18 protein-coding genes and 1 pseudogene are annotated in these 24832 nt (G+C 46.2%); 14 read left to right on the top strand and 5 right to left on the bottom strand.

Annotated elements, in window-relative coordinates:
• Positions 1–198 precede the first annotated feature (198 nt).
• From ACR8BL_RS11905 to ACR8BL_RS11890, 4 genes are read left to right on the top strand one after another with little or no spacing between them, the layout of a single operon-like run.
• The gene (locus ACR8BL_RS11905; protein WP_434753097.1) at positions 199–1056 is read left to right on the top strand and encodes a LysR family transcriptional regulator; all 858 of its coding nucleotides are present in this window, start codon (positions 199–201) and stop codon (positions 1054–1056) included.
• 18 nt (positions 1057–1074) lie between these two features.
• Entirely contained in the window at positions 1075–2208 is a 1134-nt protein-coding gene (locus ACR8BL_RS11900) for a threonine aldolase family protein (protein WP_434752803.1), read from the top strand.
• A complete protein-coding gene (locus tag ACR8BL_RS11895) occupies positions 2205–2678 on the top strand; it encodes an SMI1/KNR4 family protein (protein ID WP_434752802.1) in 474 nt (157 codons plus the stop codon). Before ACR8BL_RS11900 ends, ACR8BL_RS11895 begins: the two co-directional genes overlap by 4 nt.
• A 34-nt stretch (positions 2679–2712) precedes the next feature.
• Positions 2713–3588, top strand: coding sequence for a LysR family transcriptional regulator (locus ACR8BL_RS11890; RefSeq protein ID WP_434752801.1), 876 nt, complete (start codon positions 2713–2715; stop codon positions 3586–3588).
• 6 nt (positions 3589–3594) lie between these two features.
• Here ACR8BL_RS11890 and ACR8BL_RS11885 read toward each other — a convergent pair whose 3' ends face one another.
• A complete protein-coding gene (locus tag ACR8BL_RS11885; RefSeq protein ID WP_434752800.1) occupies positions 3595–4584 on the bottom strand; it encodes an aldo/keto reductase family protein in 990 nt (329 codons plus the stop codon).
• A 106-nt stretch (positions 4585–4690) separates the two neighbouring features.
• A complete protein-coding gene (locus ACR8BL_RS11880) occupies positions 4691–5722 on the bottom strand; it encodes a PocR ligand-binding domain-containing protein (protein WP_434752799.1) in 1032 nt (343 codons plus the stop codon).
• A gap of 367 nt (positions 5723–6089) precedes the next feature.
• Here ACR8BL_RS11880 and ACR8BL_RS11875 point away from each other — a divergent pair, with 367 nt between their 5' ends.
• From ACR8BL_RS11875 to ACR8BL_RS11840, 8 genes are all read left to right on the top strand, one after another.
• The gene (locus tag ACR8BL_RS11875; protein WP_434752798.1) at positions 6090–7229 is read left to right on the top strand and encodes a glycerol dehydrogenase; all 1140 of its coding nucleotides are present in this window, start codon (positions 6090–6092) and stop codon (positions 7227–7229) included.
• The gene (gene dhaK / locus ACR8BL_RS11870; protein WP_434752797.1) at positions 7230–8999 is read left to right on the top strand and encodes a dihydroxyacetone kinase subunit DhaK; all 1770 of its coding nucleotides are present in this window, start codon (positions 7230–7232) and stop codon (positions 8997–8999) included.
• Between the two features lie 303 nt (positions 9000–9302).
• Entirely contained in the window at positions 9303–11450 is a 2148-nt protein-coding gene (locus tag ACR8BL_RS11865; protein WP_434752796.1) for an alpha/beta hydrolase family protein, read from the top strand.
• Between the two features lie 816 nt (positions 11451–12266).
• Positions 12267–13559, top strand: a complete 1293-nt coding sequence (gene ltrA / locus ACR8BL_RS11860; protein WP_434752795.1) for a group II intron reverse transcriptase/maturase — start codon at positions 12267–12269, stop codon at positions 13557–13559.
• Between the two features lie 280 nt (positions 13560–13839).
• Positions 13840–15021, top strand: a complete 1182-nt coding sequence (locus ACR8BL_RS11855; RefSeq protein WP_434752794.1) for an alanyl-tRNA editing protein — start codon at positions 13840–13842, stop codon at positions 15019–15021.
• Positions 15022–15040: 19 nt separating this feature from the next.
• Positions 15041–16429 carry a DUF1963 domain-containing protein gene (locus tag ACR8BL_RS11850; RefSeq protein ID WP_434752793.1) on the top strand — a complete coding sequence of 463 codons (1389 nt, stop codon included), beginning with the start codon at positions 15041–15043 and terminating at the stop codon, positions 16427–16429.
• A 166-nt stretch (positions 16430–16595) separates the two neighbouring features.
• The gene (locus ACR8BL_RS11845) at positions 16596–17054 is read left to right on the top strand and encodes a GNAT family N-acetyltransferase (RefSeq protein ID WP_434752792.1); all 459 of its coding nucleotides are present in this window, start codon (positions 16596–16598) and stop codon (positions 17052–17054) included.
• A gap of 427 nt (positions 17055–17481) precedes the next feature.
• Positions 17482–18840, top strand: a complete 1359-nt coding sequence (locus ACR8BL_RS11840) for an amino acid permease (RefSeq protein ID WP_434752791.1) — start codon at positions 17482–17484, stop codon at positions 18838–18840.
• Positions 18841–18993: 153 nt separating this feature from the next.
• Here the strand turns inward: ACR8BL_RS11840 and ACR8BL_RS11835 are convergent, their stop codons facing one another.
• Entirely contained in the window at positions 18994–19971 is a 978-nt protein-coding gene (locus tag ACR8BL_RS11835) for an alpha/beta hydrolase (protein ID WP_434752790.1), read from the bottom strand.
• Between the two features lie 16 nt (positions 19972–19987).
• Entirely contained in the window at positions 19988–20602 is a 615-nt protein-coding gene (locus tag ACR8BL_RS11830; protein WP_434752789.1) for a TetR/AcrR family transcriptional regulator, read from the bottom strand.
• Positions 20603–21016: 414 nt separating this feature from the next.
• Here ACR8BL_RS11830 and ACR8BL_RS11825 point away from each other — a divergent pair.
• A pseudogene (locus tag ACR8BL_RS11825) lies at positions 21017–21481 on the top strand (zincin-like metallopeptidase toxin domain-containing protein).
• Positions 21482–22024: 543 nt separating this feature from the next.
• Complete coding sequence (locus ACR8BL_RS11820) at positions 22025–23779, top strand: methyl-accepting chemotaxis protein (RefSeq protein WP_434752788.1); 1755 nt, start codon at positions 22025–22027, stop codon at positions 23777–23779.
• Between the two features lie 129 nt (positions 23780–23908).
• On the opposite strand, the gene ACR8BL_RS11815 is transcribed toward ACR8BL_RS11820, so the two are convergent.
• Positions 23909–24814, bottom strand: a complete 906-nt coding sequence (locus ACR8BL_RS11815; protein WP_434752787.1) for a LysR family transcriptional regulator — start codon at positions 24812–24814, stop codon at positions 23909–23911.
• Positions 24815–24832 lie beyond the last annotated feature (18 nt).

Here is a 24832-nt window from a genome sequence, read left to right as displayed (position 1 = left end):
CTTGTGAAATAGATAGACTACGTATTACCGAGTCATTGTACAGGTGAGATGGAAACACGTAAAATAAACAAAAATGAAGGTCAGTATCATGAATAATGATAGATAAGAATAGGTGAAGAATTGAAGAGCATTTAGCTTGATGTACGACATCTCAATAGGGCATAAAGCTTTCATATAACGAATAAGCAGGTGAAGATTTTGGATGCTGGTGATTTGAAAATATTTCAGGCGGTTGCCCGCGAAGGCAGTATCAGCAAAGCTGCAACTGTACTTAATTATGTGCAGTCCAACGTAACTACACGGATCAAACAACTGGAAGCCCAGTTGCAGGTGCCTCTGTTTCATCGCTCCAATCGGGGGATGTTACTCACTCCGGCAGGGGAGAATCTGCTAGGATATGCAGATAGAATATTGGAATTATTATCTGAAGCAGAGCAGGCTGCACAGGATGGAAGTCCACCAGCTGGCAATCTTCGTATAGGCTCAATCGAGACAGCAGCTTCCCGTTTCCTGACACCACTTCTGGCGGAGTATTGTGCCAGTTATCCGAAGGTACATTATTCCCTTGTTACAGGGGGGACTCACGAGCTGAATCAGAAAGTTATCGAGCATGAATTACATGGTGCTCTGGTCTATGGCCCGGTCGAACATGCGAAGTTGAATTATATGAAAATGTACGACGATGAACTGGTTCTCATTGTTAAGCCGGGCGAACATGACATGTCTGTGTTGCTTAACAGACCGATGTTGTTTTTTGAGGTTGGATGCACGCATCGAACTCAGGCGGAGGAATTTTTGAAAACCCAAGGGGTGCGTTCATTAAACGTCATGGAATATGGAACATTGGGCACGATTATCGATGGAGTTACTGCCGGTTTAGGCGTGTCCTTGCTGCCTCGTTCCTCGGTGGCTCAAGCTGCATCCAGAGGTGAGGTAGACATTGTATCACTGCCTGATCCGTATTCTCGTCTGGAAGTAGGATTTGTATATGCTCACGGTGAACATAGTTCTAACGCACTTCGGGCGTTGGTGGAGATCATGACCGTACTGGAATAATTAAAGGAGTGATTGGTTTTGTATAAACGTACAGGCACTCAAAAAGATAATGATGTAGAACAAAATAACAAAGTATCACTTGCCGACGCATTCAATCAGGCAACGTACATTATAGGCGGTCACGGCAGCCGCAAAGTGAAAGTGCTACAGGAGGTGCTGGAGCAGATTGATGCAGAGACGTTCAGTGACCACTACGGGAATGGCTCAATCATTGATGAATTTCAGCAGGAGATGGCAGAGGCGTTAGGTAAAGAATCAGCCGTATTTTTTCCAAGCGGCACGATGGCACAGCAGATTGCTCTTCGCATCTGGTGCGATCGGGCAGGTATCAAGCGAGTAGCGTATCATCCGTTGGCTCATCTGGAGATTCATGAGGAAGACGGGTTAAAAGAGCTGCATCAGATCGAAAGTATTTTGTTGGGTGAAGTGGATCGGTTGATCACTCTTGACGATGTTAGAGGGATCAAGGAGAAATACGCCTGTCTGTTACTTGAGCTGCCACAGCGAGAGATAGGTGGGCAATTGCCGGCTTATGAGGAACTGGAGGCGATCTCGGCATACTGCCGTGAGCGCGGGATCAAGCTGCATCTGGACGGAGCACGCCTGTTTGAGATCACCCCTTATTACAAGAAAACACCAGCGGAGATCTGCGGTTTGTTTGATAGTGTGTACATCTCTTTTTACAAAGGCATTGGCGGCATTGCAGGTGCGATTCTGGCTGGGGATACGGACATGATGCAGGAATCCAAGGTATGGAAACGGCGGCATGGCGGTGATCTCATTGGGCTGTACCCTTACATTCTCAGCTCCCGGTATTATTACAATGAACGTGTTGGCAAAATGGGACATTATTACGAGCAGGCCAAGGAACTGGCCTCACTGTTTAATGCATGCCACGGGATTCGCACGGTTCCCGAAATTCCCGTGTCCAATATGTTTCACGTTCACTTTGCACTCGCAGCTTCCGAGGTTGAACCCTTGCTCGTGCAAATGGCGCAGAAGTTTGATATCGCCATTACATCGTATCTGAACAAAACCGGAGGCAACAGCTGCTCATTCGAAATGTCGACAGGGGATCGATACGATACGGTGCCGCAGGACAAGCTGCGAGATGCACTGACTTGGCTGGACGGGGGGTTGCAAAACAGATGAAATCTACGGAACTGGAGCCAATTCGGGATTTGTTGGTGCAGGCATATGGTACAACAATGGGGAGTGGCAGTAAACCTGAAACCGTGCAGGATATCGAGAGTTTCGAGCAAAAATACCAAGTGAAGCTTCCAGCGGTATATCGCGCGCTGCTGCTTGAATTTGGAGCATGTAACTTCGGTGATCCTGCCTTATTTTCTGCTAAAGAGCTGGACTGGGCGTATCCCGAGTTTATGGATGCATATCGAGAGTACGAGCAAGAATACGACATGCAAGGCGGGCTTCAGCTTTTTCCAATCGGTGGATTCGGTGAGGGCAGCATAGCCGTTCTGGATGAGACCTCTGGCAAAGTGATGATTCTCATTCATGACGACGCGAGTGATCTTCCTTTGCGTGAGCTAGAGCCAGACTTTTATGCATTGATGATGTTACTGGCAGAGTCCGCAATCTGGGTGGAGGAGCAGATGAAGTAACGGGGAGAGGGGAGTGGGAGGTGTATCAGGTGTAATGGATATTCGAAAGTTACGCTACTTTATCGCCGTTGCAGAGGAACTGCATTTCCATCGTGCGGCCGAAAGATTAAATATGACTCAGCCGCCGCTGAGTCAACAGATTCAAAATTTGGAAGAAGAACTTGGCGTAAAGCTGTTGGAACGTACGAAAAAGATGGTTAGGCTAACACCTGCGGGAGCCGTATTTCTAGATCAGGCAAGATTGATTTTGGCTCAGCTTGAACGATCTATCCATCTCACACAGAAGGTTGACCAAGGCATCGTTGGTCAAATAACGGTAGCTTTTGTGGATTCGGCTTCAGGTAGTATGATGGTCGATGTGTTAAGGCGATTTCGAGCAGCGTACCCACAGATCGAAATTACACTGCGTGAGATGACATCTTCTGAACAGCTGCAGGCACTGCAAGATGGACAAATCCATATTGGATTTTTACGATATCAGGAGCATACGCCAAATGTATCCTTCCAGGTCTTCCAGGAAGAAACGTTAATGGTGGTGGTTCCAGACGATCACCCTTTGGCAGAGCAGATTCAAGTGTCGATTACTGACTTGGCGGAAGAGGATTTTATTTTGTTCCCTAGCCATCTGGGCTCACCGTTTCATCGTCTCGTTCGGGAGTACTGCAGGGAGCATGGGGTAGAACCGCGAATTACGCAGGAAGCAATCCAGATGTATACGATTGTGAACCTCGTTGCTGCAGGTATGGGAGTTTCCATTGTTCCTTCTTCGGTGGAGGTGTTTCAGCGCAGAGGTGTGGTATTTTTACCTTTAATAGAAAAACCGCCCTCCGTACCCTTATACATGGCATGGCGGACGGACATTAATCAGGGTGTGATCACCCGTTTTATAGACATGGACAAGAGCGACTAATCTACATTAACCTGTCAGGACAGGATTCCTCTCAATCCATTTTCCTAATATTTCATCAATTCGAGTGAGGATATCCTGATCCAGTTTCACACCGGAAGCTTTTACATTTTCCAGTACTTGTTCTGGCCCGGATGCCCCAATAATCACTGAGCTGACATAAGGATGATGAAGAACCCAGGCAACAGCGAGTTGAGGAAGAGTCAGACCTAGTTCCTCCGCTAGAGGAAGAAGCTGTTGTACAGCAGTCAGCACATCATCGTGCAACCAACGACCGGCGAGCTTGTTGAAGAATGGTTTCCCTGCTTGGGCTGATGCCCGCGATCCGGGTGGCACTGCTGAATACGGAAGGTATTTACCCGATAGTATGCCTTGAGCGAGTGGAGACCATGTAATCTGTCCCAGACCTGCCTGTACACTTGCGGGCACAACTTCTTGCTCAATTACACGCCATAACATCGAATACTGCGGCTGACTCGCGATGAAAGGTACACGCAACTTTTTAGCTAGTGCGGAGCCTTGCTCAATCTGAGCAGCTGTCCATTCACTAACCCCAATATAATGAACCTTGCCTTGACGAACAAGATCAGCAAACGCAAGGAATGTCTCTTCCAGTGGAGTGTGTGTATCATAGCGGTGAGCGTAATAGACATCGATATAATCCGTTTGCAATCGTTGTAATGAAGCACTGCAGGCTTCCATAATATGTTTGCGGGAAAGTCCTCTGTTATTGTGACCTGGGCCGGTTGGATGACAGACTTTGGTGCATAGTTCAATACTCTCTCTTGGTACTCCCTTGAGAGCCTGTCCCAGCACAGTTTCCGCCTTGGTATCCGAATATACGTCTGCCGTATCAAATGTCGTAATACCTGCCTCCAATGCAGCTTGGACACAAGCTTGTGCTGTTGGATCATCAACTTGTGCTCCATGTGTAATCCAGTTGCCCAGCGAAATCTCACTGACGGTTAAACCGCTGTTTCCCAATTTGCGATATTCCATTTCTCATGCCTCCTTACTCATCTGGACTCCATTGTAGCAAGTGCAGATGATCAGGTGAAATATCTATTAAGCGCATGATTGATATGAAAAACATATCACAGGTTAATCAGCTCTCCTGAATATATTTACGATAGAGAGCAGGCGTGATTTCTTCGAACTTTTTGAAAATTTTAATAAAATACCCGGCTTCATTAAAACCCAGCTCATCGCTGATCTGTGAAACGGGCATGTCCGTCACCTCTAGCAGCTGCTTGGCCCACTTGACTTTGAGCTTGGCGAGATAGGTGGTGAAGTTTTCACCTGTCTCCCGGGCGAATAACCTGCTGAAGTAGCTTGGACTCAGATGGCACAGATCTGCTGCTTGTTTTAGCGATACTTGTTCGCTCTTGTGGCTATGAATATATTCAAAAGCAGGCTGGAGTACGGGATTCACAGTTTCCGTATCACTTGGGCTATTTTTGAGATAGGCATCTGCGATAGCATTGGTCATTTCCTTTTTAATCGACTCGATGTTGCGAATAGAGTAACCGGGCAAAATCGTAGACAAGTTCACCGACTCCTGATTGCCGGAAGCCTTCTCAAACATCTCAACTAGCAGATTTTTATTCAAAGCTTCTTCTACAATATAGTTGCACAGTAGCGACAACATATTCGAAATTTTTACAATCTCCTCATAGGTCATGACGGGCAATTGATCATAATCTGCCTGTAACTCCTTCATTTTTGCATCATGCAGAGGTACATTTTTGGACGTTACGATCTGCTCCAGTTCGCTTCCCTTTTCGGGATCAGCGAGCTTGACTTGTCCAGCCATGACTGCGCCAATATATTTTCCATCAATCGTAATTGGAATTGCTATATCAATGATATTGAAATGACAGAGATAAACGTAAGGTTCATTAAGGCGAACAGCCTCCAAACCGCCGCGAGAATCACACTTTTGGCAGTAGGGAAGAAGCTCGGGATCTTTGCGAACGTTCTGGCAGAATGCCTGACAGCTGCTATGGCTGGTCACGGGTATACCTTTATAATCAACGGTAAGAATGGCAAGTTTGGTAACGGTGGCAAGGGAATCTTGAAGGCGTTTCCACTTGTCCAGATCCAGTATTTTATTGATGTGCAGATATTCTTTAATCATGTGATTATCCTCCGTTGCAGACTGAATTCATAGATCGGAGAGTCGTTAAAAAGTTGAAAGTTGTACATATTAAGACGTGAACACAGCGGGTAATGGAAAATGGGAGGTCAAAATTCAACCATCTCATGACAATAACATACCACGATTATGCGAAAAAGCAAAAAATTACGATTGCAAATTATAATAATTTGTTATCAAAGTCCACTGTAAACCTCTTGGTTCTGCGTTATATTTAGGTCAATTGCAACAATTAAAATTTGATGTAACAAGGTGCAAGGTACCTTCACATCTGAATGTCAGTCAACAAGGACAAGCGTTGATACGCACACTATTCTACCGAATCTACTTTTAGGAGGCATATCATATTATGAGAAAAGCATTTATCAGCCCAACCAAGTACGTGCAAGGCGAAGACGAATTGTTGAACCTCGGGTATTTCGTAAAATCCTTCGGAGATTCTGCATTGCTGATTGCACACCCGGATGATGTACAGCGTGTAAAGGCAAAGCTGGATGCAACGGCAGCCAAATTTAACATCACTTTTGTTGAAAGCGGTTTTAGAGGCGAATGTTCACGTGAGGAAGTTGCTCGTTTGCAAGAGATTGCCAAAGAAAAAGGCTGCACATGCACCATCGGCCTCGGTGGTGGTAAAGCTATTGACGCCGCGAAATGTGTTGCTGAAGGTGATGCACTGATCATCTGCCCAACGATTGCAGCAACAGATGCACCGACAAGTCACTCTGCGGTATTGTACACACCAGAAGGTTCTTTTGACGATTATGCATACTTCAAACAAAGCCCAAGCGTGGTGCTCGTAGATACAACCGTTATTGCTAATGCACCAACTCGTTTCCTCGTATCCGGTATGGGAGATGCACTGTCTACTTACTTCGAGGCAAGAGCAACAGCGAAATCCTATTCCCGTGTGAATGCAAGTCTGCCAATGGGCTCCCGTGAGGGGTACACGCCTTCGGCTGTAGGAACCAACGCAGCACTGGCTCTTGCTAAATTATGTTACGAGATGTTGCTGACGGACGGTGCCAAAGCGAAAGTAGCCAGTGATAGCAATGTAGTAACTCAAGCCCTGGAAAACATCGTTGAAACGAACATTCTGTTGTCCGGACTTGGATTCGAAAGCGGAGGTTTGGCTGCAGCTCACGCCATCCACAACGGTCTGACGGTTCTGGAAGGCACACACCACTATTTCCACGGTGAAAAAGTATCCTTCGGTACGATTGCACAGCTCGTTCTTGAAAATGCACCAACCGAAGAGCTGCATCAGGTTATGGACTTCTGTCTCTCCGTTGGATTGCCTGTAAGTCTGGCAGATATCGGTGTAGAAACAATTACACAAGAAGAACTGCTGAAGGTGGCAGAGATCGCTTGTATCCCGGAAGAATCCATTCACGCGATGCCATTCCCGATTACAGTTCCTGAAGTGGCAGCAGCCATTGCGGCAGCAGACCGAATTGGACGGGAGTACAAAGCTCGCCAGGAGGCAAAATAAATGAAAAAAATAATCAACCAAGCTGAACATGTTGTCATGGAAATGTGCAACGGGATTGCGCTTGCGCACCCGGAGCTGGAATTCCTGAAAAAATATAAAGTGATCAAGCGCAGAGAGATTCAGGCAGATAAAGTCAGCCTGATTAGCGGCGGAGGTAGCGGTCACGAGCCAGCACATGCAGGTTATGTGGGTAAAGGTATGCTGGATGCGGCTGTGTGCGGAGATGTATTTGCATCGCCTTCCCAAATTCAGGTGTATCAAGCGATCAAAGCCACGGCTAGCAACAAGGGTACACTGCTTATTATCAAAAACTACAGCGGCGACATGATGAACTTCAAAAACGCCGCGCATCTGGCTGAGGAAGATGGCATCAACGTACAGTATGTACGTGTTGAGGATGACATCGCTGTGCAAGACAGTCTCTATACTGTAGGACGCCGTGGTGTGGCTGGAACGGTTCTTGTTCATAAAATTGCCGGTGCAGCAGCGGAAGAGGGACGTAGTCTGGAAGAAGTGAAGTCTGTTGCCGAAAAAGCAGCACAGAACGTGCGCAGCATCGGTTTTGGATTCACGTCCTGTACGGTTCCTGCCAAAGGAACACCGACTTTTGAGATTGCAGAAGACGAGATGGAGTTTGGGGTAGGTATCCACGGTGAGCCAGGCATTCGTCGTGAGAAAATCGTATCTGCAGACGAACTTGCAGGGCGTATGGTTTCCGCTTTGCTCAAAGATATGAAGCTGGATCAGGATGCGTCTGCCGAGATTGCTGTGCTTGTGAACGGTTTTGGTGCGACACCTCTGCAAGAGCTCTACTTGCTGAACAACTCGGTTCAACGTGAGCTGGCAGGACATGCAGGTCTGAATGTGGCCACAACATTTGTAGGCAACTACATGACCAGTATCGACATGGCGGGTGCATCGGTGACGATTCTGAAGCTGGATGAGGAACTAAAAACGTTGTTGTTCAAGGAAAGTGACACGCCAGCATTTAAAGTGTCCGGCCCTCCAGTGGCACAAGTTGCTTATTCCGAAGCGCTCGAAGCAGTTGTAACGGAGGATGTTCCGGTATCCTACGAGGTGCAAACGGATGCTTCAGCGGCTGTAATTAACAACAATCAGTTCACGCTGGACAACGTAGTCTACCTGATCGATAAAATGGGCGAGATCATCATCAAGAACGAAGTACCGTTCTGTGAACTTGATTCCCATGCCGGTGATGGCGACTTCGGGATGAGCGTAGCCAAAGGCTTCCGCCAATTGAAGCGTGAATGGAACCATATCATGAATGATGAGAAAAAAGATATCGGTTCATTCCTGGACGCATGCTCTCTCGTCATTATGGAATATTGCGGCGGAGCATCCGGCCCAATATGGGGTTCAGCTTTCCGCGCGGCTGGCAAAGCAGTAGGCGAGAAACAGAACTTGAACGTAGCTGAGTTTGCTGAAATGTTGCAGGCAGCCGTGCAAGGCATTCAATCAACAGGTGAGCGCTCCTTCGGACGTGGTGCTGTTGTAGGTGACAAAACGCTGATCGATGCACTCGTACCATGCGCAGATGCTTGGGTGCAAAGTGCGGATTCTGGGGAAGACTTCAAAACCGCATTTGCGAAAGGTGCAGCAGCAGCGGTGGACGGTGCGAAGAAAACGGAAGATATCGTCGCGCGTATGGGTCGTGCGGGTACGGTCGGTGACCGTAGTCTGGGATATCCGGATGCTGGCGCGTATGCACTGGGTGTTATTTTCACAGAACTGTCCGAGTCATTGAAGTAGGATAGAATTTATTGAAATTTGCTTGGATGACGATATAGATGTACAGGACTATACAGATATGAACTGACACAGGTGACGGCGTCGGAGTCCGGCGTCGTTATGTGTGCTTTTTTTAGGCCATATTGAGTCAAAATTTACATGTACTCATTTACACTGAATTTGAATAATTAAAAACAGATCTATGGTTTGGCTTGTATTGTTAGCTGCATTATGACATGCTGTTTTGCTCATTTCCTTGAGGGAAGCGTATGCATAGTGATATCTATCTATCTATATAATTTGAACTATTAAAGGAGCCAACCAATGAGAACAGTCACATCATTCTTGAAAAAACCACAGGGGTTGCTGGTTTTATCACTCGTTCTGGTCATTTTCGGCAGCTTGTTTGCCGGTATGTTCAACACATCCTTCTATTCCGTCAAGGTAAAAGAGATCAAATTCCAGGCCGACCACGGAACGCTGTCGGGTCTGCTGTACATGCCAAAGGGAGCGGGTGCTGATGACAAAAGACCGGTTATTATTACAACGCATGGTTATTTGAACACCAAAGAAATGCAGGATGCACCTGCCATTGAAATGTCCAGACGTGGTTACATCGTGCTGGCGCTCGATATGTATGATCACGGGGACTCCCGCTGGAGTGCACCTATTCCGGTGAAAGATATGTTCGGCACATTCTGGATTTATTCTCAATTCGATGCAGCTAAATATATTTATGATCAGGATTTCACCAAAAAAGATGATAAAGGCAATGCATACGTTGCTGTGAGCGGTCACTCCATGGGTGGATTCTCAACGCTGCTCTCCATGTACATGGATGAGATGACTTCGTTGCAAACAGGACATCGTATGATCTATACAGGAATCTCTGTAGGGGCAGATTATTCGTATGCCGCTGCGGTAGCTCCGCAGGATCAGCTGCAAGCTGCTTTTGGTAGCCGTACAGTAGGTATGATTGCGGGTAAGTATGACGAGTTTTTCTTCAATAAATCCGACGAAGAGAAGACAGCCGCTGAAAAAGAAATCAAAGGTACCGTGATGCGTAAGGATTTTGCTGCAACGATTTCAGGTAAAGCATTCCTCGGACTGGCGGCAGACGCGCCAAGAGCGGAAACGGACAAGTTCACAGAAGTACCGTCCGGTGACCTGATGGTTGATGGCAAAGTGGTACGCCCTTCGCAGACGGGTGAGCACATTATGTTCACACCGAATCAGACTCACCCGTGGAACCATTTCTCGCCAACCACGACAGGACATCTGATCGACTTTTACGCACATGCTTTCAATGGTGTAACGTCACCAAACCAGACGAATGTGGATCTGGGATCGGGCAATCAAATCTGGTGGGCGAAGGAAGCTTTTAACTTCGTAGCATTGATCGGTTTCTTCCTGATGATCGTGCCTTTGATTACGTTGTTACTCAGACTGCCATTGCTTCGTAAGGCGGTTAGCAACGAGATTGCAACAGTATCCGCAGCCGTAAGCGGCAAGCAAAAAACGATCTACTGGCTCGCGATTGCGTTCAGCACGTTGATCCCGGCTATTCTTTTCCCAACGCTGATGGATAAATCGGCTGACGGACTGAATGTATTGCGTATCATTGCTCTGATCCTGTTGATCGCAAGTGTGCTTGGTGCAGTGATTGGATTTGTCTTGGCTGGAAGCAAAAAGAATGATTATGCGGCAAGCCGCCGGATGAAAAACATGGGCGTAGGCAGCGTATTACTGGCTGTTGTATCCCTGGTGATGTGGATTGTGTTCAACTATGCAAGCAAAATTGTTGTTACAGGCACATATTTCAATGAACCAACCACGAACCAGATTGTATACTGGGCGCTGGTATCGGCGTTGATTATGATTCTGGTGACCTTTGCTTTCCACTATTTCTCCAAAAAAGATGCGGGTACCCGTTTCAGTGATTACGGTATTAGTTTGAATATCGGAACGATTATTGCCAGCCTTGTAACAGCTGTACTCGCTATTGTCATCGGGTATGCACTGTTGTTCGCGGTGCAGGCCATCTTCGGAACGGACTTCCGAATCTGGACGTTTGCGGTACGTACGTTTGAACAGGAGCATTTCGTGACTGCACTGCGTTATGCACCACTTTTCCTGATCTATTACTTCGTGAGTGCTGTTGCCCTGAATGCAAATACCCGCGGCAAACGCGGCGGTATGTTCCTTGCCATCGTCTTGAACGTTGGTGGCTTGGTATTGTGGATGCTGGCACAGTATGGCAAAGACTTTATGACAGGTGTGGCGCTGTATCCAACTCAAGCACTGAACGGCATCCTGTTGTTTGCGCTGGTACCATGTCTGATCATCGCTGCGGTGTACGCACGCAAATTGTTTGAAAAAACAAACAATGTATGGCTTGCGGCATTTGTAAATACGTTGCTGTTTACGATGGTGACGGTGGCGAATACGGTGCTGTTTTGGAACTTGGTTTAATTTTTAAAAAAAGATATGGCCGTGGCTGATGGATTACACTGACCACTCCGATGACTGACTATGCTTTCGATCGCTGTTATCCCCCAATTTTTATTGAACTTTTTCCTTAGGGGAAAATCGGGTGATAAAGGCGAGCGCTCCGCTTCTCCAGCATTAGTCTGTCATCTCCGTTCCGGTGTAATCTATCGGGACGTCCATATCCAACGTTTGTTACATCAAACGTTGGATAGAATATAGACCGCTCTGTAGGCTGTGGCTTACAGAGCGGTCTTTTTATATTGGGGCGTGCCCAGCAAAGCACGCATCTTCTAGCCGGTGAAAGTCCGGTCGCAGGAGGGGCCAAGCCCCTGCGTAGCTAGGATACTTGCGTATGGCGAAATCTGTACGTAAAAGCGTATCGACAAAAGTACCTGTCAGAGACAGGGCGAGCGACATGCCAGGCCGTAACATCAAGTGAATTCTGCCGCGTCGTCAAAAAGGCCTCGCAAGAGGGACAAGAGGAAGCCGAGTCGCGCTCATATCGACGAAGGCCAAGGAAACTGTTTGGAACTTGGAGCGACAGCGAAGAATCCTCCGGCGTAAAGGGAGCGGCATGGTCTGAAAGAGGATGCAGTGAACTGGGGAGACCCTCCCCCACACGGGATTTTTTTTTTTAAACCCCCGTAAAGAGACGCTCTATAAGTCCAAAAGACGAAGTGAAACGTCTGTGGGAAGGGAGTCCGAGGGGCTCATAGTACCGAAGAACCCAAGGACAACATAACCTTGGGGAGGGAAGGGGCTCTGCTTTGTTTATGCTTTTGGAGGAGGTACGAGTGAGTGAATGCCAACCGGCTAACAACACCAAAGGAAAAAGTTCAACAACTCCAAGAAAAGCTAGGTCATGTGGCCAAGGAGAACAAGAAGCGTAAATTTCATGCTCTGTACGACAAAGTCTACCGCTGGGATGTGCTGTGTGAAGCCTGGAAACGGGTGAAAGCGAACAAGGGAACTGCGGGAGTAGATGAGGTGACGTTCGCACAGATTGAGGAGCAAGGAGAGACACGTTTCCTTGCGGAATGTGAGCGAGAACTGAAAGAAGGCAAATATCATCCGCAGGCTGTAAGGCGGCACTATATCCCGAAGAAAGATGGGAAGCAAAGACCGCTAGGCATCCCCACCGTGCGCGATCGAGTCATACAAATGGCAACCAAGCTCGTGATTGAACCGATCTTTGAAGCAGATTTCGAGGAAGTATCCTTCGGATTTCGTCCGAAACGAAGTGCAAAAGGAGCGCTAGAACGAATTCGGAAAGCCTGCAACCGCAAAGGAAATTGGGTAGTCGACGTCGATATCCAAGGCTACTTCGACAATATAAATCAAGAGAAGCTCATGAAACTGGTGGAAATGCGTATCAATGACAGGCGAATCTTGAAATTAATACGGAAGTGGCTTCAAGCGGGAGTGATGGAAGAAGGAAAGGTGAGGCGATCCGACTTAGGAACACCGCAAGGTGGCGTGATTTCACCGCTTCTAGCGAATATCTATCTGAACTACTTTGAACGGCTATGGGAGAAACACGGAAGTGGGTTGGGAGAAATGACAAGGTATGCAGACGATTTTGTCGTGGTCTGTAAAACCAAAAAGGATGCGGAACATGCATTTGAACTTATACGCAGAATCATGGAACGTCTGGAGCTCACGTTACACCCGACCAAAACCCGGATTGTCGGTCTATGGACAGGAGCCGAAGGATTCGACTTTCTAGGAATGCACCACCGCAAAACGAAAGCAGAAACGTCGCAAGGGAAGGTATATTACACCACGCAGCAATGGCTAACCAAAAAGGCGGAAGAACGTATTCGTGGAGTCATTAAAGAGCGATTATTCCCACCGAGTATGCGATCCAGATCATTTGCGGAACAAGTGAAATGGCTCAATCCGAAGATTCAAGGGTGGAGAAAATATTACTACACGAGCTACAGCCAAAAGAGATTAGCGAAGCTGGACTGGTATATGTTGCAACGGTTAACCCGGTGGTACGCGAAGAAGAGACAACGCAGAAAATGGATAGGTTCAATAGCCGAGGTGAAGTACATCGCCAGTCAATATGAATTAAAAACGCTATTGTAAAATCTGCACGCCCATGAATGACAAACATCGGAAAGCCGTATGAGGGAAAACCTCACGTACGGTTTGATGAGGAGAGGCTGGGTTTTGCCCAGCCTTTTACTCTAGTAGACCGGAACTGATATCTCAGTCAGAGAACCTAGTCCATCGCTTATTATTTGCAGGATGATCTCAATTGCATAAAAATGAAGATCGAAGTGGCAATATTGGCGTTAGCTATGGGAAATAGTGTAATCTGATAATAGAACTAACCACTTGAACGAGAAGGGAACGAATCATTCCAATGACTCAAAAACTCTACTATGACTCTGCGTACACACGCGAGTGGAATACACATATTACAAACCGCATAAGCAGGGAGGATGGCGTATACGTTACGCTGGCCGAGACAGCATTTTATCCGCATGGAGGCGGGCAGCCGTGTGATTTGGGGCAGATTGGCGGCATTGCTGTTCTGGATGTGAATCTGGAAGACGGAGAGGTATGGCACAAATTAGAGCGTTCCCCGGAACAGGATGAAGTGCAATGTGAACTGGACTGGGAGCGAAGGTTCGACCACATGCAGCAGCATACGGGCCAGCATTTGTTATCGGCAATTACACTAAAATTGAGGGATGCCATGACACTCAGTTTTCACTTGGGCACGGACTACGCAACAATTGATGTAGCTGCGGAGACCCTCAGCGCGGAACAGCTCACAGGGATTGAACAAGAGGTAAATCGGCAGATTGTTCACAACGCAGCGGTTCGTACTTCATGGGTTACGGCGGAAGAAGCGGCGCGTTTGCCTTTGGTGAAGCAACCGACGGTGACAGAGGACATTCGCATCGTGGAGATTGAAGGTGTGGAGTACAATGCCTGCGGCGGCACACATGTGGCGGCAATGGGCGAGATTGGCATCATCAAGCTGCTGAAAACCGAAAAGGTCAAGGGCGGCACCCGGATTTATTTTAAATGCGGCACAAGAGCCTTGAACGAATTCAAGGAAGCACAGGAAGTACTGAATGGTATTACGACCAAATTAAAGACAAGCCGCGACGAACTTCTGGAGCGTATTGAGAAAATGGAACAGGAGCAGAAGCAGCTGCAAAGCGAGCTGAATGCGCTAAAAGCAACGAATGACGCTTACTACGCCGAGGAACTGCTCGCCGCACGGGAAGGGCTGGTCATTGCCCGGATCTTTGAGGACAAATCACTCAAGGACATGCAAAGCCTCGCGACCAAGCTTACCGCAGAGCATGAAGGTTTAGTGCTGTTTGCCAGCATCTCGGAAGCGAAGGTTGTGCTGGCACAGAACGGACAGCCGCCGGAATGGGCGTGCGGGCCATTTTTCAAAGGCAATCTGGGAGCTTATCAGGGTAAAGGCGGTGGCAGTGAGAAATTGGCTCAGGCGGGTTTTACTAACCGTGAGGACGCGCTTGCATTCTACGAATTCACCAAGGAACAGCTCGGACATCATTCATAACTCGTGAGGAGGCTGAAGCATGTCAGAACGTATTCCGTGTGTACGTGAAGGATGCGACCATATGATCTTACCAGCGACAGCAGCCAAAACGGGCGGGTACTGTATGCCTTGCAAGCAGGAGATGGAACGTGAGGCACACCAGCGTTACATTGAAGCGAATCGGCGCGATGTGGATCTGTATGCGGGGATTACGGATGCGGTGAAGATTTTGAAAATCATGCATGAACCCCGCACATATGATGAACTTATTCGGTATGTACCGTATAAAAACTCCATGGAACAGGTGTATCTGTCCCTATCAGCAGAGCAGCAACAGGAGATAAAGCAATACGCGATGGAACTGATTCGCTCCGATGATGAGGACACGGGCAAGGACATTTTGCAGTACCTTGTGTGTTATCATGATCTGCCCCTGACTGCGGAGATTCCGGAGCTTTTGGAGCGGGAGATCGTTTATCCAGCGGTTTTGTTCAAAAGCGCCTCTGTTGAGACGCGAGATCATCTGTTACAACAGGTGAATACGGATGATGAGAATCGCAACCATATCCTGATCATGCTGGCTTATATCGGTGACGAAGTTGTTGTACAACAGTTCTGGCGGTGGAAGCAATCTCCGCCCGAGTGGGCTAACGAGCTGTATGTCACACCTGAGCGTTACACGTTGCAGGCGGGTTGGGAGTTAACCGAAGAAGGTCAACCCAGAGAATTGTTTATCACCCCGAGTTATTCACTATATGAAGTAGGGGAAAGGAACGTGGCGGGAAGAGAGATGGAAAACCTTGATGGTGCTCCGGTTTCTTTGCTTGTACCAAGCTCCAGTCTTTGTCCATGGTGTAGTAGTTCATTAATCAGCTTAATGAATTTACAAGTGAAACATCCGGCGCTTCAGTCTGTTCTCTGGAACTCTCCACAACTTGATGTGCAGACTTGTCTGGTTTGCAGCAGTTACAGCGTAGTGTACATGGAGATGGATGCAACAGGGAATCCGATCTGGAGTAGACATAATGTGAAACCAGATGGATTTGATGGTATTGATATGGAAGAGATGCGAGTAGATGTTTCAGGAGTTAGTTCAAGCACCTTAGATGTAGGTAGCCTTGCTGGCGAGGGAGAAAGGACAGAAGTGGCGCGGGAGCAGGTACAGCGGCGTTTGTTCCGTATCGCGTCGGAACCGCGTCAGCCTTTTCATGGTAGTGAGTGGGCGATGGAACCTTCCATATCTCAGGTTGGGGGTCACCCCGGCTGGGTGCAGGATGCAGATTATCCAGCATGCCCTGCGTGCTCTGCTACGATGAAGGCAATTGGTCAACTGGACGGTGAGTTGATTCAGGAAAATGGTGAAGGTGTGTATTACATGTTTGCTTGTGAGCCATGCCAGATGACGGCTGTATCGTATCAGCAGTCATGATGTTCAATGTGAACTAAGCTGCATAGCGCTGAAATGAATGAATTAATTCATTTGAAAAGAACGTACCGCTCCTGTTGTCATAAAACCTCACATCGTTGTAAAATAAATTCATTGATGATCTTCGTATAGATTTATAATTTACAAAATGTCGGCAGGAGTGGGGACGATGGAAATAAGAGTGGATGATCTGAGTGGGGTTCAGGTAAAGGCGTTGATCGCGGAGCATTTGCTAGGTATGGCAGCGGATTCGCCGCCGGAAAGTATACATGCACTGAATCTGGATGGACTGAAGAAACCCGAGATTACGTTCTGGTGTGCATGGGACGGAGATGAACTGCTCGGTTGCGGGGCGATCAAGGAACTGAACGCGGAGCATGGTGAACTGAAATCGATGCGTACGGCTTCCGCCCACTTGCGCAAAGGGGTAGCTCGCCGAATCCTGGCTCATATTATGGAAGAGGCAACATCTCGCGGATATCAGCGCATCAGTCTGGAGACAGGTTCGATGGACTCGTTCATCCCGGCACGTAAGCTATATGAAGACTTTGGTTTTGAATATTGCGAGCCATTTGCAGATTATGTTCTAGACCCAAATAGTACCTTTATGACTAAAGTTATTGGATAACATCATAGATAATGAATCTGGTTGAAAGCCAGTCTCTCTAGTAAAGGGAGGCTGGTTTTTTGACGTTTATTTATGCGTTGAAGTGTTTAGGGTTTTGGAGAAAAAATGAAACATTTGATACAGTTCATACAGCGCAAAAAGTGGTAAACTAAAATGCGGGATTTGAACGCTGTGACGCATCAGAGAATGCGCCAATCTGGATGCATGGCTGCTGTACGGGGTAGGATATAGTTTGGTAACATGGGCAACGTACCGATTACTTTGTACACTTAAAGGGTATAAATCATAGGCATGTCATATGTTTGGGATGAATTGGCCATACAGAATGGGTGGGCTGTTTCATCTTTGATAGGGTATACTGGACATGATTATAGGTTGAAAAAATAGACAAGGATTACAGACGTTATGTACCTCAGGAGGATTTCAATTGGCTCAGACTCAGACGGAAGAATCATTACAGAAAAAATTAAAACCCAGACACATCACATTTATGGCGATGGGTGGTGTCATTGGGACAGGCATTTTTAAAGGCAGTGCAGGTACGATTGGGCTTGCAGGCCCAGGTGTCGTTGTGACGTACATTTTTGCCGGATTATTATTGCTTGTGGTTATGGCTGCCATGGCAGAGATGGCTACGGTGTACAAAAATAGAAATATGAAAGATTTTGTACAGGAAGCGTTTGGAAGCAGAGTTTCGTTTATTATGGGATGGATGTACTGCTTCTTGTGGTTATCGGTGTGTGTCATCGAGGTCATCGCGGCGGGCAGTTTCCTGCAATATTGGTTTGCCGACGTACCGTTATGGATGCTCAGTCTGGCGTGTGCGGCATTCATTATACTGGTGAATCTGCTCAGCGTGGGTGTATTTGGGGAATTCGAGTTTTGGTTAGCCGGGATCAAAATTGCCATGATCATTATTTTTATTGTGCTCGGGGCAGGACTGATCTTTGGTATTATTCCAAGTGATAACACACCTTACCTGCAAAACTATACACAATCTGGCGGGTTCTTCCCGAACGGATTGACGTCGATCTTCTCGGCGCTGCTGGTGGTTATGTTCTCGTATGGGGGATCGGAGCTAATCGGCCTGACCTTGACGGAGACAGAAAATGCAGAGAAAGTGATGCCCAAGATCGTGGGCAATTTCATGTTCAGAATTATTTTATTTTTCACATTACCGATTCTGATCATCTGTGGTCTTATTCCTTGGAATGAGATTGGGCCGGAAAGCAGCCCGTTTGTTCAGGTATTAGCATCCACCGGATTGCCGGGCGCTGCACATATTATGAACTTTATCTTGGTGACTGCGGTGCTGTCCGCGGCGAACTCGGGTATCTACGGAGCATCTCGTATGATGCATTCCATGGCTGTCGGCGGGGAGGCACCTAAAGCACTCGCCAAAACCAACCGCAACGGCAGCCCGATCAACACCTTGCTGGTGTGTACCGTTGTTCTGCTGGCAGGTTCTATGTTAGGACTGTTTGCACAAGATCAATTGTTTAGAGTGTTGCTGGCTGTTCCAGGGTTTGTCGTAATTCTGGTCTGGATCTGCATCGCCGCTTCACAGCTCAAATTGCGCAGGAAATACCCGGTTCAGCCTACATTTAAGGTATGGGGATTCCCTTACATCACCGGAGTGGTTGTTCTGATACTCAGTGTCATTGCTCTGATGTTTGTATTCGATGAGGGAAATCGATTCAGTATCAGCATCTGTCTCGGCGTACTTGCATTCCTGACGATCTGGTCCTTGATTCGATTCCGCAAGATGAATAGAAAATCAGCTTAAAGAGCTTAGTACGAAAAGAAGGTACGGAATATCTCAGATTGATGAGATGTCTGTACCTTCTTTGATAAGCGTATGCATGCTGTTTCTTAGAGTAAGATGATGTCTGATTGTACCGCGGACTTTAACGGATTTATTATTTATTTATTTATTTATTTATTTGCCTACATGCTTATCCATGAAGCGGTCTACTCTTGCAAAATATTCCGTTGGATAATGATTAATAGCATCGATATGTTCCGTATTGGCTGGATACCATACCTCTGCATTCGGGTTATCCTTCAAGTTCTCATAGATCTTTTCTGAATTTGTATAACTGATCTGTTGATCTCCAGTACCGTGAATGAGCATAACCGGTTTATTTTGCATCTTTTTAACTGCATCCATAGGGGACACAGAATCAAGATCAACGTCGAAGGCCCAATTAGCCATCCATGTGGAAGTATAACCGAATGGGAATGCAGGCAAACCGGAGAATACAGGCAAACCTTCTCTTAAAAATAAACCGGCATTACGAAACGGACTATCTGCCACGACAGCTTCGATATCATCGCTTTCACTTGTAGCGAGTAGAGACGTAGCAGCCCCCATAGAGAAGCCAATGACTCCAATGTGCTCGCCTTCCACACCTCTGGATTTCATATACTCAACAGCTGCAAGCAGGTCATATTTCTCACGTAGTCCGAGTGTAATCATCTCACCATCGGATTTACCTTGTGCGCTAAGGTCAAAGGCTAATATATTATAACCTTTCGGGATGAAATGCTCTGCCAACTTTGGCGTACGTCCTTTGACGAGGCGATTACTTGTATACCCATGTACAACAATAAGTGTTTTGTTACTTGCTTTGCCGGACACGTTTGCCGGGAAGAAGGTTCCACGTATCGTATTGTCGTTTTTCAGACTTTTAAATTGGACTTCTTCATAAGGTGTTTTCTCTATGTTCAATTCATAGCTTACATTGGTATCTCGTGGATGGTGTAACAGGATGTCTACGACTTTATAAGATATGAAGAACACAACAGTTAAGATAAGTACGAGTGCAATTCCCAGGCTCCATAATAGTTTCGTATGTTTTTTAATGCGATCTTTAAATGTCGAATCGAGTTCGATCGATGTTTGTGGTTGACTCATTTTAGTTCCTCCAGTGTTAGTTCTTGCTGTGTTGTACGGGGGCAAACAAATAATAGGCATGTGCCTTCAGGTTTTCCCATTCCGGATGATGAACAATAGCTTCTCCAAGCGTCAGTGCTACTCCATTCAAGAATGAGATGTAACTCCGTGAGATCATGGCCGGTGAGAAAGCGGGGTTGAATTCTCCTATGGATTGCCCCTTTGCATAAACGGATTCAATCGTATCTGTCATTACTTTTATACTGTCCAGAACCTGCTGAGTAAGCTCCGGGAATCGGATTCGTTGTCCCAGGACAGACTGGACCAGTCGTAACTCATTGGTGTAAGAGTAAATATGGTTGAATTGTTCTTCTACCATGTTCTTAATCAATATTGCTGGTGATTCATCTTGTTGGAGTAAAGCAAGGGATTTCATCTGGATATCTTCAAGGGGTTCCAGGACAGCCGCATGAAACAAAGCTTCTTTAGTTGGAAAGTATTGAAATATGGTTCCAGAGGTCACACCGATTTTCTTTGCGATAAGAGCCGTTGTGGTGTTCGAATACCCATTTTCAGCAAACAAGACGACAGCTTCTTCCAAGATGCGCTTACGTCGCTCAAGCCTTTTCTCTTCATTAACAGTTCTGGCCACAAAAATTCTCCTTTCTTTTATCTGCACATTAATTAATTAACTGATCAATTAATTAATAATATAGATGAATTCATATCAAAATGGCAATAGAAAGTTTTGATTTTGATATACTTATGTCGGTCAGCCGTATGTCAGAGGGGTAACGTTGGGCGCTGTAGTGGATAAATAATAAGTTTATCTGGTCGGTACTGTTCAGAATCATCTCTTGATCAACAGAATAGTTACATTGAAGAATGAAGGATCTCGGCGCTTGCGTCGGGATTTTTTTTATGGATAGGGAGTGTGGCTACAGCTAGGTAACAAAGACTGTTACAAATAGGACATACTCGGGGTAATAGGAACTAAAAGATTAAGCCGCATAATCTATTGACCTCGTCAGGAGGCGGTACCAAGGTTAGTGCGTTTAATCGTTCGATGGAGACGGCTAATCTGGATTATAAGGAATGGGCAGATATGCCCGTAAGTGGACAGCTTAAACTTGCACCTAATGGTCAAAGAATAATAAGCGTTCGTGAATTAAAACGATTTACAAAAGATATGAAGGAACAGAATATTAAGGTGGTTATTGATGGGAAGGGGAAGATCTTGCCCGAATATGTAGCAGGTGGATTTGATCCTAAAAATGGTCAAATTGTATTGAAAAAAGAGCCCACATATTTAAGTGCAATGCATGGGTCCTATCATGCCAAACATTGGATAGAAATTGGGAAAGAGGAATAGCTGAAACTATCCGTATTAGAAAGAGAAGGGCATGTATATAATCAGATCATGAAAAATAAAGAGTTATACACTTTTGAAGAAATTTTATTTTCACAAAGGTATATGTATAAATTAAAGAATAGTGAGTGGCCTCCACCTGAGTGGAGCGGATTCGAATGATGAATGGAGGCGGAGGTATGAGTCCTAATTTAACATTAAATATGGTTTTAGATATTGCTCAACAATATAAAATAAATATGAATTGTCAGGTGATATTTCGGAAAATCTGGAGCGTACTATTAGGTTTTATCATGAGTTCGATAAGGTCAATGGTGCTGTTTGGTTAGTCACTGTAAATATAGATTCAAACGATTTTTATGCAGAAAATGAATATACAATTGTTATCTCAGATAGAGAGGCGAGCGCCAAATATATCATAGATCCTAATGGTCATGCACATTCTCCTGAATTGAAAAGTAAATAAAGAAACTTCTGAACTGAATTTATTTATAGCTAGAGAGCACCTCGCTCCACAACCCTTTTCAAAGTACCAAATACCAAAGCTAACACATCAATGATAGCGTTTTTATGTGAATCCAATATTTTCTTGCGTATTTCGACATATTCATATACTATTTTCCCATACTTAGTGCTTTAAACATATGTTTTTTGGGTACGGCCTAGTCAAAAAGGCTTGGGTTCGTGGGGAGGAAGAGGGAGCAGATGATCGGTTTTTTCAGGAAACGTCTGGTTGTGCGCATTGCGGCTATTGTTACACTGGTGATTACGATTATAGCAGCGGGAAGTATGCTGACGCAGATTGCTAATGTGAAGCTAGCTGCGCAGGGGGCTATCACGAGTTACAATATTCAGATTGCCGAGAGTTATGTGAAGCAGCTGGATACAGCAGCATATGCTAAGTTTGCCAAGGACCCCAAGGAAAATGAGGAATATCTCCGCATTCGGGATGAATTGGACGATTTCCGTGAACGTATCGGTGCGATGTATGTGTATTTCGTCAAAATCGACGATAAAGGAAGCCCCCTCATGGTGGTAGACGGCATGAAGGACGCGAATAAAGCTTCATCAATCAACGAAGTGACGGATATTCCTGCTGATGCCGTGCAGAAGTTGCTGCAAGGGGAGACAGCAAGTTCACCGATCATTAATAACGAAGAGTATGGCGACTATATTTCTTCCTATGCTCCCATTCTGGATAACAACGGTGCTCTTGCAGGTGTGATTGGCATTGATACAGGAATATCTGTTATCGAAGGTATTGAAACAGATATTTTGAAATCAAGTCTTCCGTTGTATGTGATCCTGCTGGTCGCTACACTGGTAGGTATTGCTATAGTGATGTGGTTTATCGTTAGAGGACTGCGCCCTCTACATCCGCTGAAATCGAGTGTGGAAAAGATGGCACAGGGCGAGCTGGCCGAAGCTAATCGCATTTTGACGGCATATCGTTTGAAGAGCAAAGATGAGATCGGCACGACATATCAAGCGATGATACATATGTCAGAGAATTTGAACAAAATTGTAAGTGATATGGTTGGAGGAGTGGCTTCAACGACAGACTTGTTATCCGAATCCACCAAAGAGTTTAACCGAAGTACCGAAGAGATGCTTGCTATGAGTCAAAAGGTAGATCGTGCTGTCGAGGAGATCAGACAAGGTGCCCATACCCAGAAGCAAAGTGCAAGCGATAGTGCACATGCCATGGAAGAGATTGCAAAAGGCATTAACGATATATCTGAATCCTCCAATGTGGTGTCAGATGCAGCAACAACGGCACTGGCTACGGCGGAATCCGGGCAGCAGCGCATGACGGTGATGAAGAAACAGATGGAAAACATCTCGACAGTATCTGGAGAGGTTACCACGATGGTGCAGGTGCTGAACAACTATTCTACTGAGATCGGTGGTGCACTGCATACGGTACGTGACTTCGCAAGTCAAACTAAACTGCTCGCACTGAATGCTTCCATTGAGGCGGCACATGCGGGTGAACATGGGAAGGGCTTTGCCGTTGTTGCGGAAGAAGTGGGAAAATTGGCTGAAGCCTCCAGTACATCTATGGAACGAATTTCCGACTTATTACTTCGTATTGAACAAGAGTCACAGCAGATTGGTTCCCGAATGGGTGTTACTGCTCAGGAGATCGGCCAGGGTGTCCTATTTACAATGGAAGCAGAGCAGGCATTCTCACAAGTTGTGGATGCGTTCCAACTGGTCACCCAGCGCATTCAGGAAGTTTCTGCTGCGGCTGAAGAGATTACGGCCGGATCGGAAGAGGCGGCAGCTTCGGTCAACACCATCTCACAGATTTCCGCAGGTGTGTCGGATCATTCGGATGAGATTTATCGTTTGATGCAGGATCAATCGTTGATGTTCCGGAAGGTGGCGGAAACGTCTACGATGCTGGAACAGCAGACGAACGAGATGAGTGAGGCTGTAAAACAAGTGAAGGTGTAAAAAGAAATACAAAAAAGGAACGAAACAAGAAAAAGTGCTCTGCCCAAGTGGTGGAACACTTTTTTTGCTTAGTGTAGATAGTAATATCGCAGAGACAGCAGTTTATGGGGAATAGTCGTTAGTCACAGATCACAGATGACCCAGTTCAATCGCTTGTTTGAAGCGCCGGGCAAATTGTTCTGCCGCAGCCGCAGCCTCTCTGGATTCTGTCTGCACGAAGCCAATTTGCATCTTCGGTTGCTGGATCTCGGTGATCTCGACCATTTTGATCAATCCTTCTTTCGAGAGCGGATGCTGGTGAAAGGAAAAGTCATGCCCGATGGTCGCAGCAATATTATTCTTTAAAACGGTGCTAATAGCTTCTGAATTATTGGTCTTGAATAAGATAGAAAGTGAACCATATTCGTAGGAGAACTCCTGCAGGAAATCCTCAATGAAACCGTCCCGATATAATGCGAGCTTATGGTCTTTTAATTGTTCAGGGGCGATGCGTGTGTACTTTGCCAGTTCGGAAAGTTGATGCGTGCATACAACAAGTTTGCTTGAATACATCGGTGTAAAATGTAGCCCATCCAATTCGCGTAGCTGTTTCGCATAGATAGCAATAAAACCCAAGTGTGTTTTGTTCATACGAATATCTTCGATGATCTCCATGGAACCTTTCTCTTCAATCGATAACATCAGTTGCGGATGATCACGTTTCATGTCGGCAGCCGATTGCACCAAGTAAGGCATAACACTCGGGAAAGTAGCCACATGAAGATCACCGGTCAGCGTAGAGGTGGCTGCATTTAAGGATTTCAATTCATCAATTCGTTGTAAAATGTCCAGCGCTTTGGCGATAAATTGTTTGCCCTCCGTTGTAGGATGAGTCCCTTGTCTGGATCGCTCGAATAGAACCAGCCCCAGCTCTTTTTCCAGGCGCTGAACCGACTGGCTAATCGCGGATTGAGTGACATGGAGATGCTCTGATGCAGCGGAAAAGGATTGAGTTTTAGCGATTTCGACGACGTATTCAAGTTGTTCCAGATTCATACGATCCTCCCTGTTAAC

This window comes from Paenibacillus amylolyticus (assembly GCF_051136285.1).
GTDB lineage: Bacteria > Bacillota > Bacilli > Paenibacillales > Paenibacillaceae > Paenibacillus > Paenibacillus amylolyticus_F.
The sequence above is the reverse complement of the archived record's forward strand: the minus strand, read 5'-3'. Positions and strand labels throughout refer to the sequence as shown.